The sequence below is a fragment of the Sphaerisporangium melleum genome (genome assembly GCF_014646695.1).
Classification (GTDB): domain Bacteria; phylum Actinomycetota; class Actinomycetes; order Streptosporangiales; family Streptosporangiaceae; genus Sphaerisporangium; species Sphaerisporangium melleum.
The window spans coordinates 103665-115969 of the sequence record NZ_BMNT01000006.1; the positions used below are offsets into that span (position 1 = coordinate 103665).

Consider the following 12305-nt stretch of genomic DNA (forward strand, 5'->3'; position numbering starts at 1 on the left):
GGCCGAGCGGCGCGCGAACGTGACGGCATCGTGACGCGGACCGCCAAACCGCGACCGGCCAAGCGTCGTCAACCAGGACATGAACGGATTACGGTGCCGTCCGGCCCTCGCGGGGGCCCTGGCGGTGATCGCCCTCGCCCTGACGGGATGCGGCGGGGGCACGAGCGGCTCTGACAGCGCACCGGCGGTCGCGCCCGCCGAACGGCGGGAGCCCGCCGCCGACGGCAGCGCGGCGGGCGGCGCGGAAGCACAGGACCAGGCGAAAGTACCGGCCGCACCCACGGCGACGGGCGGGCCTGCCGGGACGGGGGTCCAGCAGGCCCGGCGCGCCATCGTCTACACCGGCGCGCTCAGGGTGCGGGTCAAGAGCGTCGCCGCGGCGGCCGACAAGGCCAAGCGCATCGTCGCCGACGCGGGCGGCCGGTTGGACAACGAGCGGGCCACCTCGACCGACGGGCAGGACACCGCCACGCTGGTCTTCAAGATCCCTCCGGGCCGCTACCAGAGCGTGACCGACCGGCTCGGCAAGGAGATCGGCACCCGCCTGTCGGTGGAACTCGGCACCGAGGACGTGACCGAGCAGATCGCCGACGTGGACAGCCGGGTGAAGTCCGCCGAGGCCGGGCTGGAGCAGCTACGGGCGTTGCTGAAGAAGGCCAAGAGCGTCTCGGACGTGCTGAAGATCGAACGGGAGCTGTCCGGGAGGGAGGCCGACCTGGAGGCGCTGCAGGCGCGCCAGCGCAGCCTGGCCTCGCGGACGGCCGACGGCACGCTGACCCTGGACATCGAGGGCGTCCCCGGCCCGGACCCGGCACTGAACGCGCCCGCGCCCGAACGGCCGAACTTCCTCAGCGGCCTGCGCACCGGCTGGGACGCGCTCACCGAGACCGGGCGGGTCAGCCTGGCGATCTTCGGCGCTCTGCTGCCCTGGCTCGTGGTGGCCGGTCTGCTGGGGGCCGCCTTCGTGGCGGTGCGCCGCCTGCTGCGCGGTCTCCTGCCCGGCCGCCGTCCTGCCGCGGTCCGGTCACCCGCGCCCGTACCGGGGCCGGCGGGCCGGGCACGGGCCGACGCGCCGCCCTTCGGACCTGAGCCCTCCCCTGACGCCGGGCCCATTCCCTGGCGAGAGGAGGAAGAGGCGGCCACCTCGCACGATGCACCGGCGGCACCGGGCGAGGTGGCCGGCGGATGGTTCGGCCCGGCCGCGCCCGGCGATCCCGCGCACGGCCTGCCCGAGGACGCCGACCGGCTGACCGGGCCCACGTCTCCTATGGAGCCCGGAGCTCCGCGGCCGGCCCAGGCCGCGGAGCCCGCCGAACCGTCCGAGCGCACTGAGCCCGGCGATCCCGGCGATCACCGAAGGCCCGGCCCATCCCGAAACCCGGACGGCCCCTGAGCACCCGTCAGCGGGCGGACGCCTGGTGGACGAGATCGGTGAGGCGGGCGAGCTGGTCGGGGTCGGCCGTGGGCGGCACCCCGTGGCCGAGGTTGAACACGTGGCCGCCGGCCGCCCGCCCTCGCCGCAGGATGTCCAGGGCGCGCCGTTCGACGACCTCCCAGGGGGCGAACAGCACGGCCGGGTCGAGGTTGCCCTGCAGCGCCTTGTCCGGGCCGACGCGGCGCGCCGCCTCGTCCAGCGGCACCCGCCAGTCGACGCCGACCACGTCGGCGCCCGCCTCCCCGAGCAGGCCGAGCAGCTCGCCGGTGCCCACGCCGAAGTGGATGCGGGGCACGTCCAGGTCGGCGAGACCGGCGAAGATGCGCGAGGTGTACGGCAGGACGTACTCGCGGTAGTCCTCGGGGGCCACGGCGCCGACCCAGGAGTCGAAGAGCTGGATCGCCGAGGCGCCCGCCTGGACCTGCACCCGCAGGAAGGCCAGGCTGATCTCGGTCAGGCGGTCCATGAGGGCGTGCCACAGCGCGGGCTCGCCGTACATCATCGCCTTGGTGTGGTCGTGGTTCTTGGACGGGCCGCCCTCGATCAGATAGGAGGCCAGCGTGAACGGCGCGCCGGCGAAGCCGATGAGCGGGGTCGCGCCGAGCTCCTTGACCAGCGCCCCGACCGCCTCGGTGACGTAGGGCACGTCGCCCGGCGTGAGGTCGCGCAGGACGGCGAGGCCGGCGGTGTCCCTGATCGGGGCGGCGATGACCGGGCCGACCCCGGGCCGGAGGTCCAGGTCCACGCCGATGGCCTTGAGCGGCACCACGATGTCGCTGAAGAAGATCGCCGCGTCCACGCCGTAGCGGCGCACGGGCTGCAGCGTGATCTCCACGATGAGGTCGGGGGTGGCGCAGGCGGTGAGCATCGGCACGTCGGCGCGCAGGGCGCGGTACTCCGGCAGGGCGCGTCCCGCCTGGCGCATGTACCAGACGGGGGTGTGCGGGACGGGCAGTCGCCGGCAGGCGCGGACGAACGGGGAGTCGGCGGTCTCAGGATTCACCTGACCAGGGTGCCACGCGAGCCGCCCGGTCGCCCCATCACGGGGGCGGCACGCTCCCCGCGCGCCGCCGGACGAGTGGCCGTGCCGGGAGGGCCGGCGCCCGTCCTGGGATGGACGGCAAAGTTTGCCGCGAAAAAGTTACCTGGCTGACTGATGTCCAGTCATGAGGAACGACGCGGCGATCCGTACACTATGTCTGGTTCGGCAGGGCAGGCCCGGCCCCGGACGGTCACCGACCGCGTCAAGCGGCGGCATGGCGCAGGTACAGTACGTCACACGCGAGGTTCCTGGTCATGTCCCGGCTGGTGCAAATTTCCGTCAAATCACCGCGCGGCGTCGATTCGGTGACCACTTTCGGGACACGCCGAGCGCGTTGCGGGGAAATGTCGCCGGGACGTGTCACCGTCGGACCAGCCCTCGAGTTCACGGACAAGGCGCGCGCGGGGAACGCCTGCCATGCGGCGGCGTGCACACCTGTCCGTGCGAGCACTCGATCTTGGGACCCGACGAAAGGCCCGCGATGACCGCGATGTGGAGTTCCTCCGAGCACCGCAGTGCGCATTGTGCGCTCCGTGCCGGCGAGCAGCGGGCCGGGAAGCGTCCCCGCCATCACGACCGGGTCTCGGTGGAGCGGGGCGGGGCTCCGGTGATGGTGCATTGACCGGCCTTCCTCACTCCGGTGCATACCCCCCTGCTTCCGGCATCGCCCACTCCGGCCTACGCTGCCATCATGACCATCGGTGACGCCCCACCGGCTCCCGCCGCGTTCCGGCGGGCGCTGGAGAGCCTGCGTCCCGCCCAGGTCAGGCCGGAGATCGAGCTGGAGGACATCCCCGCACCGCAGCGGCTCGCCCCCTACTCCGGCGCGGTCGGCGCGTCGGTCTACCGCGACGACGACGAGCTCGCCGTCGGCCGGTTGATCATGTTGTTCGACCCCGACGGCCAGCGCGGCTGGGACGGCCCGTTCCGCCTGGTCGCCTACGTGCGGGCCGACATGGAGCCGGAGATCACCTCCGACCCGATGCTCGGCCCGGTCGCCTGGAGCTGGCTCACCGAGTCCCTGGACTCCCACCAGGCCCGGTACGCCGCCGCCGGCGGCACGGTGACCCGCGCCGTGTCGGAGGGGTTCGGCAACAAGGAGGACGACCCGGTCACGACCGAACTGGAGCTGCGCGCGTCATGGTCGCCCCTGGAGGAGGACCTGTCGGCCCACGTCGCGGCCTGGTGCGACCTCATCTGCCTCGCCGCGGGCATCCCACCATTGCCACCTGACGTCGCGGCCCTGCCGCCGCGGGCCGCGCGTCGCGAAGACCCGGAGTCCTTCAGGACGTGACCGACGACCAGATCATCCCCGCATCCGAGACGGTGCCGCTCCTTGAACCCCGCGAGGGCATCCCCCCGGTCATCGAGGACCCCGCCGCGCTCGCCGCCGTCGTGCGCGCCTTCGCCCAGGGCTCCGGCCCGGTGGCCGTGGACGCCGAGCGCGCCTCCGGCTACCGCTACAGCGGCCGCGCCTACCTGGTGCAGTTGCGCCGCGCCGGGGCCGGCAGCGCGCTCATCGACCCGATCACCTGCCCCGACCTGTCGGAGCTGGACGCCACGCTGGACGGCGCCGAGATCGTCCTGCACGCCGCCACCCAGGACCTCGCGTGCCTGGCCGAGCTGGGCTTCCGGCCCCGCCGGTTGTTCGACACCGAGCTGGCCGGCCGGCTGCTCGGGTACGAACGGGTCGGGCTCGGCACCATGGTGGAGAACGTGCTCGGGCTGCACCTGGAGAAGGGGCACTCGGCGGCCGACTGGTCCCACCGGCCGCTGCCGGAGGACTGGCTGCGGTACGCCGCCCTCGACGTCGAGGTGCTGATCGAGCTGCGGGACATGCTGCACGCCGAGCTGGAGAGCAGCGGCAAGCTCGCCTGGGCGCTGGAGGAGTTCGCCGCGATCCTCGCCGCTCCCCCGGCGCCGCCGCGCACCGACCCCTGGCGGCGCACCTCCGGCATCCACCGGGTGCGCACCCTGCGCGGGCTGGCGGTGGTACGCGAGCTGTGGACGCTGCGCGACGCGCTGGCGCGCGAGGCCGACCTGGCGCCGGGCCGGGTGCTGCCGGACGCGGCGATCGTGACCGCGGCGCTGGAGCAGCCGCGCACGACCAAGGCGCTCACCGAGATCGCGCCGTTCACCGGCCGCAGCGCCCGCCGGCATCTGCGCGAGTGGCTGAACGCCATCGCGCGGGCTCGCGCGCTGCCCGAGCCGGAGCTGCCGCAGCCGAGCGGCCCGGGCGAGGGGCCGCCTCCGGCCAACCGCTGGGCCGACCGCGACCCCGCCGCCGCGCGCAGGCTGGCCGCCGCCCGGGCCGCGGTCGCGGCGCTCGCCGACACCAACCACATGCCCACCGAGAACCTCCTGCAGCCCGAGGCGGTACGCAGGCTCACCTGGGAGCCGCCGGAGGACCTCGGCGACGAGGCGGTGGCCGAGCGGCTGCGCGGGCTGGGCGCCCGCGAGTGGCAGATCGCGCTGACCGCCCACCCGCTGTCGAAGGCGCTGATCCGCCTCGCCGCCAAGGAGGACGTCGGCGGCTGAGCGGCCGGCATGGGCCATGCCGCGGGTGTCACCGGACATGCGGGCGCCCGGGGTCGCGCCCGGCGGCCGTTCACGGCGCGGGGCGCTATGAGGCGGTGAGGCTGGGCGGGACGGCCGCGGCGGAGCCGTCCGCCGGGGCCGCCGAGCCGAGAACGGCGACGCTGTGCCGGAACATGACCTGCCCGGCGACCGGCTCCACCCGTGGCCCGCCCTGCGGGCACAGTGCCAGGTCGAGGGCCAGCTCCCCCATGCGCGACAGCGGCAGCCGTACCGTGGTGAGCGCGGGGACGACGTCGTGCAACGTGGGGATGTCGTCGAAGCCGGCCAGCGACAGGTCGCGGGGCACCTCGACCCCCCGCGAGCGGAACGCGGCCAGCGCGCCGAGCGCCATCACGTCGTTCACCGCGAAGACGCAGGTGACGTCGGGTGCCATCTCCAACAGCTCGGCGGCGGCGGCGTGGCCACCGTCGCGGTCGAAGCCGCCGTGCACGACGACCGGCTCGGGCAGGCCCAGCTCGGCCAGCCCGTCGAGGAAACCCGCGGCGCGGTCGACGGCGGTGTACAGGTGGACCGGGCCGGCGAGCACGGCGAAGCGGCGGTGCCCCCGGCGGACGATCGCGTGGGCCAGCTCGCGCGCGCCCTCGCGGTTGCGCGGCGCGACGGTGTCGGCGTCCAGGAGGTCCTGGCCGATGACGGCGACCCGGCCGCCGGAGGAGCGGTAGACGTCCAGCTCGGCGCGCAGCCGGCCGAGCATGTGGTCGTCGGCGACGCGGGAACCGGTGATGAGCACCGCCCGGGCCCGCTGCGCGGCCAGCGTGGCGACCAGGGCGATCTCGCGCTCGGGGTCGCGGTAGGTGGTGCCCAGGGTCACCACCATGCCGTGCAGGTCGGCGGCGCGGATCGCCCCGTCGGCGATGGTCGCGAAGTAGGCGTCGGAGAGGTCCTGGATGATCAGGCCCACGACGTTGCTCGCGCCCCGTGCCAGGGTCTGCGCGGTGGCGTCCACGCGGTAGCCGAGCTCGGCGGCCGACGCCTCGACCCGTGCCCGCAGGGCGGCGCCGACCTGCCTGCTGCTCCCGTTGAGCACCCGGGAAGCCGTCGCCAGTGACACCCCCGCGTGCCGGGCGACATCCTCAAGCGTGACCATCGGCGGCCCCCCTCGTCCCGTCCGCCCTCTTCATTGTGCAGGCACGCGGCGGATGACCTGCGGGGCGGCCGGTCATCGGGCGCGCACCGGTGGCGGCTGGTCCTCGACCCGGCTGCGGCGCCTGCCGTAGGCGAAGTACAGCACGGTCCCGAGGGCCATCCAGATCAGGAACCGCAGCCAGGTCTCCACCGGCAGGTTCAGCATGAGGTACAGGCAGGCCAGGATCGACAGGGCGGGGACCAGCGGGACGAGCGGCGTGCGGAACGCCCGGGGCAGCTCGGGCCGGGTCCTGCGCAGGATGACCACCCCGGCCGACACCAGGACGAAGGCGAACAGCGTCCCGATGTTCACCAGCTCGGCCAGCGCCGACAGCGGGACGAACCCGGCGAGCAGCGCGGTGGCCACACCGATGATGACCGTGATGCGGTAGGGGGTGCCGAACCTCGGGTGGACGGCGGCCAGGCCGGTGGGCAGCAGCCGGTCGCGGCTCATGGCGAAGAAGATGCGGCTCTGCCCGAGCATGAGGATCATGACGACCGTGGTGAGCCCGGCGAGCGCGCCGATGCTGATCACGGTGGCCAGCCAGTCCTGCCCGACCGCGCGGAACGCGCCGGCCAGCGGCGCCGCGCGGTTGAGCTCGCCGTAGGGCTGCATGCCGACCACCACCAGGGACACCGCCACGTACAGGACGGTGCAGATCGTGAGGGAGGCGATGATGCCGATCGGCAGGTCGCGCTGCGGGCGCCGGGTCTCCTCCGCGGCGGTGGCCACCACGTCGAAGCCGATGAAGGCGAAGAACACGACGGCCGCGCCGACGAACACCCCGAGGACGCCGTAGGCGACGGGGGTGATGCCGAAGAGCACCTGGATCAGCGGCGCCTTCAGGCCGTGGACGGCGTCGGTCTGCTGGGCGGGTGGGACGAACGGCGTGTAGTTGGCGCCCTTGACGAAGAACAGGCCGGCGACGATGACCAGCAGGATCACCGCGACCTTGACCGCGACGACGACCAGGTTCAGCCGCGCGGACAGTTTGATGCCGGCCACCAGCACGGCGGTCAGCGCCAGCACGACGAAGACGGCCGGCACGTTGAACGTGGCGTGCTCGCCCGCCAGCGCGGGCGGCAGGTGGATGCCGAGCGCGCTCAGCAGTTCGGTGAGGTAGCCGGACCAGCCGACCGCGACGACGGCGGCGCCGAGGGCGAGCTCCAGCATCAGGTCCCAGCCGACGATCCAGGCCGGGAACTCGCCGATGGTGGCGTAGGAGAAGGTGTACGCCGAGCCGGCCACCGGCACGGTGGAGGCGAACTCGGCGTAGCACAGCGCCGCGAGCGCGCAGGCGACGCCCGCGGCGACGAACGACAGCGCGACGGCGGGGCCCGCGGTCTCGCGGGCCACCTGCCCGGTGAGCACGAAGATGCCGGTGCCGACGATGACCCCGACGCCGAAGACGGTCAGGTCGAGCGCGCTCAGCCGGCGTCGCAGCCGGTGTCCGGGCGCCTCGCTGTCTTCCAGCGACTGTTCGATCGACTTCGTACGGAAGATCGACATCGGCGTTGCCCCTTGATCATCATCGCCCACGGGGAGGGCGCCTGCCACGAAAAGCGCAGGTCATGCCTACCCCCGGCGTCGATGAACATTCCTCCCCCGGGCAACGGGGAGGAAAGCGGGGCGTCAGCGGGCCGCGGGGTCGCCCTCCAGGTCGCGGGTGCGGCCGGCGACCGCGGCGGTGATCTCACGGGCGAGGTCCTGACCGGTGAGCCCGGACTCGGCGAGGATCTTCGGCCGCTTGGCGTGGTCCAGGAAGCGCTGCGGAATGCCGAACGTGCGCACGGGCACCTCCACGCCGGAGTCGCGCAGCAGGCGCGCCACGGCGTCGCCGACCCCGCCGACCCGGCCGTTGTCCTCCACGACGGCGACGAGCCGGTGGGCGGCGGCCGCCGCCACCAGCGCCTCGTCCAGCGGCTTGACCCAGCGCGGGTCGACCACGGTGGCGGGGATGCCCTGGGCCTGCAGCAGCTCGGCGGCCTCCAGCGCGGCCTGGGCCATCGGCCCGGCGGCGACCAGCAGCACGTCGGCGTCCGGGCCGCCCGCGCGCAGGACGTCCATGCCGCCGAGCCGGGCGACGGCCGGGATCTCGGGGCCGACCGCGCCCTTGGGGAAGCGCACGACCGTCGGGCCGTCGCCGACCCCGACCGCCTCGGCGAGCAGCTCGCGCAGCCGGGCGGCGTCGCGTGGCGCGGCGATCGCCAGCCCGGGGATCACCTGCAGGATGGACAGGTCCCACATGCCGTTGTGGCTCGGCCCGTCGTCCCCGGTGACGCCGGCGCGGTCGAGCACGACGGTGACCGGCAGGCGGTGCAGGGCGACGTCCATGAGGAGCTGGTCGAACGCCCGGTTGAGGAAGGTGGCGTAGACGGCCACCACCGGGTGCAGCCCGCCGAGGGCCAGGCCCGCGGCGCTGGTGAAGGCGTGCTGCTCGGCGATGCCCACGTCGTAGGTGCGGTCGGGGTAGGCGTCGGCGAAGGCGGCCAGGCCGGTCGGGTGCAGCATCGCCGCGGTGATCGCGACCAGGTCGGGGCGCTCGGCGCCCAGGCGCACGAGCTCCTGGCTGAAGACGTTGGTCCAGCTGTGCGGCTTGGGCTGCTCCTCGCCGGTGAGCGGGTCGAACGGCGCGGGCGAGTGGAAGTGGTCCTCGTCGTGGTTCTCGGCGTGGAAGTAGCCGTACCCCTTCGTGGTGAGGACGTGCACGATGACCGGCCCGCGGAAGTCGCGGGCCTTGCGCAGCGCGGCCTCGACCGCCTGCTCGTCGTGGCCGTCGATCGGGCCGACGTACTTCAGGCCGAGGTCCTCGAACATCACCTGCGGGGCGAGGATGTCCTTGATGCCCTTCTTGACGCCGTGCAGCGTCTCGTACAGCGGCGGGCCGACCACGGGCACCCCGCTGACGTTGCGCTTGACCGCCTCCAGCAGGTGCTCGTACTTCTGCGTCATGCGCAGGGAGGCGAGATGGGAGGCGAGGCCGCCGATCGTCGGCGAGTAGGACCGGCCGTTGTCGTTGACCACGATCACCAGGGGAAGGTCGGGGTCCTTGGCGTGGCCGGCGATGTTGTTCAGCGCCTCCCAGGCCATGCCGCCGGTGAGCGCGCCGTCGCCGATGACCGCGACGACGGTGCGGCCGGTCTCGCCGCGCAGCTTGTAGGCCTTGGCGAGCCCGTCGGCGTAGGACAGCGCGGTGGAGGCGTGGGAGTTCTCGATGACGTCGTGGTCGGACTCCGCCTGGCACGGGTAGCCGGACAGGCCGCCCTCCTGGCGCAGGGTGGTGAAGTCCGCGGAGCGGCCGGTGAGCATCTTGTGCACGTAGGCCTGGTGGCCGGTGTCCCACAGGATGCGGTCGCGCGGGGAGTCGAAGACCCGGTGCATGGCGATGGTCAGCTCGACGACGCCGAGGTTCGGGCCGAGGTGGCCGCCGGTGCGGGAGGTCGTGGACACCAGCAGGTCGCGGATCTCCGCGGCCAGCGCGGGCAGCTCGTCCGCCCTCAACCGCTTGAGATCTCCCGGACCCTTCACCGATTCGAGCAGGCCGGCCTGCTCCGTGCCCGAACCTTCCGTTCGCTGGGTCCGCTCGCTCACGGAATCATCTCCTCCGCCTGTTACCGACGCGCCATCGAGTCTATGCACCCGGGAGGTTCCCTCCACGGTCTTGCCCCAGGGTCCCACCCTGGTGGCGCCAACGGGACATGCTCGGGAAACCTCCACAAGTTGTCCACATTAGAGGGGTTTTACGCTCAGCGCACAGCTCACACACCTTCTCTGCTTCATGAGATGTTCATCCCATAGATCGGGCTTGTGGGCTGATGACGGGCCTGCCGCGCTGCAGCGGACCGGCCGGCACCGGCACCGGTCCACGCTCGCGAGAGGGCCGATGTGAGCCGTATCACCGAGCCGGTACGGTCGCCGGTCCCCGCGGCGGTTCCTGGCAGCTCCACCGCGGCGATCCACCCCTTTCATCGGCGTTCATCGGTATTCATCGGCTCTTGAGGGGACACAGCGGCTACTCTCCTCTGCTGTGATCAGTCGAAAGCGCACCACCACGCTGTCGGCCGGACTCCTGGCGGGCCTGTGCCTCCTGACCGCCGCGCCGAGCGCCCCCGCCTCGGCCTATCCGATCAAGCGCGCCGCGCTGACCCGCAGCCCGCTGTACGCCACCGGGCCGCTGCCCACGGCGGACTGCCCGGAACGGCCGGTCAAGCCGGGGAACGCGAACTCCGCCAAGAGCTACATCCTCCCGCTGCTCGACTGCCTCGGCACCTCCTGGGGTGCCCAGCTCGCCAAGGCCCGCATCCGCTTCACCGCGCCGCGCGTGCAGTTCATCCAGCGCCCGTCGAAGGTCTGCGGCCACCCCTGGCCGAAGAACGCCCAAGGGCTCTACTGCCCCTCCCAGCGCCGCGTCGTCATCCTGCTGGACAAGCATCTGACCCGGCAGGCCGAGGACCTGTTCCTGATGGACGTGATCGCCCACGAGTACGGCCACCATGTGCAGAACCTGGCCGGCATCGAGACCGCCTTCAACGGCCTGGCCTACCGCGGCAAGGCCGAGTACTACGAGCAGTACCGAAGGCTGGAACTACAGGCCGAGTGCCTGGCCGGGGCCTTCATCGGCAGCGTCTGGGAGTCGCTGGACCGCACCGCCGAGGACTGGGACTACCTGCTGGAGGCGACCCGCGAGAGCGGCGACGAGGTCACCAAGGTGCGCGACCACGGCAAGGGGCGCAGCATCGCCACCTGGCTGAACCGCGGGTTCCGGGCCGGCGGCCCGGGCGCGTGCAACACCTGGGCCGCCGGCACGGCCTCGGTGGCCGCCGCGCCGGCGGGCTGACCCGGCTCACCTCTCCCGGGCGGCGACGGCTCAGGCCCCGACGCGGGCGAGCGCGTCCAGCGGGTCGGCGAGCACCTGGGCGAAGGCCAGCTCGGCCGCGCCGACCAGCGTCGTGTCGTCGCCGAGCAGGGGCGTGCGCAGGCGCAGGTTCTCCCGGCAGGCGCGCAGCGCGTCGGTGGCGACCCTGCTGCGCACCTGCGCCGCCGCGCCGAGGTAGATCTCGCGCAGCATGCCGCCGAAGATGACGATCTCGGGGTTGAAGATGTTGACCAGATTGGCCACGCCCAGGCCCAGCCAGTCGCCCACGCGGGCGAGCGCGTCCTGGGCGACGATGTCGCCGCGGTCGGCCGCGTCCACCACGGCCCGCACGGCGTCCCGGCCGATCCGCGTGCCGAACCGCCCGGCCGCCTCCAGCAGCGCCCGCTCCCCCACCTCGGCCTCCAGGCAGCCCTGGGAGCCGCAGCCACAGGGACGGCCGCCCTCGTTCACCACCATGTGGCCGACCTCGCCGCCGTAGCCGCCGTGCCCGCCGAGCAACTGGCCGCCGGTGATGACGCCGCCGCCGACGCCGACGTCGCCGTGCAGGTAGATGAGGTCGCGGCAGTCCACGCCGACTCCCCGCGCCTGCTCGGCCAGCGCGCCCAGGTTGGCGTCGTTGCCGACCGCGACCGGCACGCCGAGCCCGAGAGCACGTTCCAGCTCCTCGCGAAGCGGGACGCCGGCCACCCCGAGGTTCGGGCTGAAGCGGACGAACCCATCAGAGCTGCGCACGCCGCCGGAGAACGCCACTCCGGCGCCGACGCACACGCTGTCGGGACCGGTCGCGCGCAGCATGCGCGTGGTGAACCCGGCCAGGCGCCCGACGACGTCCGGCAGGACGAAGACCCCGCGCGGCCGGGCGGCCTCGTACCGGTCGAGGATCACCCCGCCGAGCCCGACCCGGGCGGCGACGAGCCGGTCCACGCCGATGTCGAAGGCCAGCACGTACACCCGCGACGACTCCGGGCGCACCACCAGCGACGGCCGACCCGCCCTGCCGGTCTCCCTGGGCAGCTCCTCGCGCACCAGCCCCGCGGCCGTCAGGTCCGCGGTGAGCGCCATGATGGTGCTGCGGTTGAGCCCCATCCTGGTGGTCAGCTCGGCGCGGGACGTCGGGCCGCCCAGGTGCACGTGGCGCAGCAGGACGCCGAGGTTGTGGCGCCGGATCTCCTCCTGCGAGGGGCCCGCGCGCATCATGTACCGTCCTCGCGCCGCTCGTCCGGTCCGG

Annotated in this window: 9 protein-coding genes; 4 read left to right on the forward strand and 5 right to left on the reverse strand. The window is 73.5% G+C overall.

All coding sequences use genetic code 11. From position 1 onward, the window contains the following. The first annotated feature begins 79 nt into the window (after nucleotides 1-79). Nucleotides 80-1393, forward strand: coding sequence for a DUF4349 domain-containing protein (locus IEY93_RS06915; RefSeq protein WP_189162125.1), 1314 nt, complete (start codon nucleotides 80-82; stop codon nucleotides 1391-1393). Between the two features lie 7 nt (nucleotides 1394-1400). Here the strand turns inward: IEY93_RS06915 and hemE are convergent, their stop codons facing one another. Further along, the gene (hemE, locus tag IEY93_RS06920; RefSeq protein ID WP_189162126.1) at nucleotides 1401-2438 is read right to left on the reverse strand and encodes a uroporphyrinogen decarboxylase; all 1038 of its coding nucleotides are present in this window, start codon (nucleotides 2436-2438) and stop codon (nucleotides 1401-1403) included. A 730-nt stretch (nucleotides 2439-3168) separates the two neighbouring features. Between hemE and IEY93_RS06925 the strand changes: the two genes are divergently transcribed. Further along, the gene (locus IEY93_RS06925) at nucleotides 3169-3771 is read left to right on the forward strand and encodes a DUF3000 domain-containing protein (protein WP_189162127.1); all 603 of its coding nucleotides are present in this window, start codon (nucleotides 3169-3171) and stop codon (nucleotides 3769-3771) included. Continuing rightward, the gene (locus IEY93_RS06930; RefSeq protein ID WP_189162128.1) at nucleotides 3768-5015 is read left to right on the forward strand and encodes an HRDC domain-containing protein; all 1248 of its coding nucleotides are present in this window, start codon (nucleotides 3768-3770) and stop codon (nucleotides 5013-5015) included. The genes IEY93_RS06925 and IEY93_RS06930 overlap by 4 nt, the downstream gene beginning before the upstream one ends. An 85-nt stretch (nucleotides 5016-5100) precedes the next feature. On the opposite strand, the gene IEY93_RS06935 is transcribed toward IEY93_RS06930, so the two are convergent. The 3 genes from IEY93_RS06935 to dxs all read right to left on the reverse strand — a co-directional run bounded on the left by IEY93_RS06935 (nucleotide 5101) and on the right by dxs (nucleotide 9792). Continuing rightward, entirely contained in the window at nucleotides 5101-6162 is a 1062-nt protein-coding gene (locus tag IEY93_RS06935; protein ID WP_189162129.1) for a LacI family DNA-binding transcriptional regulator, read from the reverse strand. 72 nt (nucleotides 6163-6234) lie between these two features. Further along, nucleotides 6235-7710: an amino acid permease gene (locus IEY93_RS06940; protein ID WP_189162130.1), complete on the reverse strand. Its 1476-nt coding sequence runs from the start codon at nucleotides 7708-7710 to the stop codon at nucleotides 6235-6237. Nucleotides 7711-7833: 123 nt separating this feature from the next. Further along, nucleotides 7834-9792, reverse strand: coding sequence for a 1-deoxy-D-xylulose-5-phosphate synthase (dxs, locus tag IEY93_RS06945; RefSeq protein ID WP_372444387.1), 1959 nt, complete (start codon nucleotides 9790-9792; stop codon nucleotides 7834-7836). Between the two features lie 436 nt (nucleotides 9793-10228). Here dxs and IEY93_RS06950 point away from each other — a divergent pair, with 436 nt between their 5' ends. Continuing rightward, nucleotides 10229-11038 carry a neutral zinc metallopeptidase gene (locus IEY93_RS06950; RefSeq protein ID WP_189162131.1) on the forward strand — a complete coding sequence of 270 codons (810 nt, stop codon included), beginning with the start codon at nucleotides 10229-10231 and terminating at the stop codon, nucleotides 11036-11038. A 30-nt stretch (nucleotides 11039-11068) separates the two neighbouring features. Here the strand turns inward: IEY93_RS06950 and IEY93_RS06955 are convergent, their stop codons facing one another. Next, on the reverse strand, nucleotides 11069-12271 hold the full coding sequence (locus IEY93_RS06955; protein ID WP_189162237.1) for an ROK family transcriptional regulator: 1203 nt from the start codon (nucleotides 12269-12271) through the stop codon (nucleotides 11069-11071). Nucleotides 12272-12305: the final 34 nt, after the last annotated feature.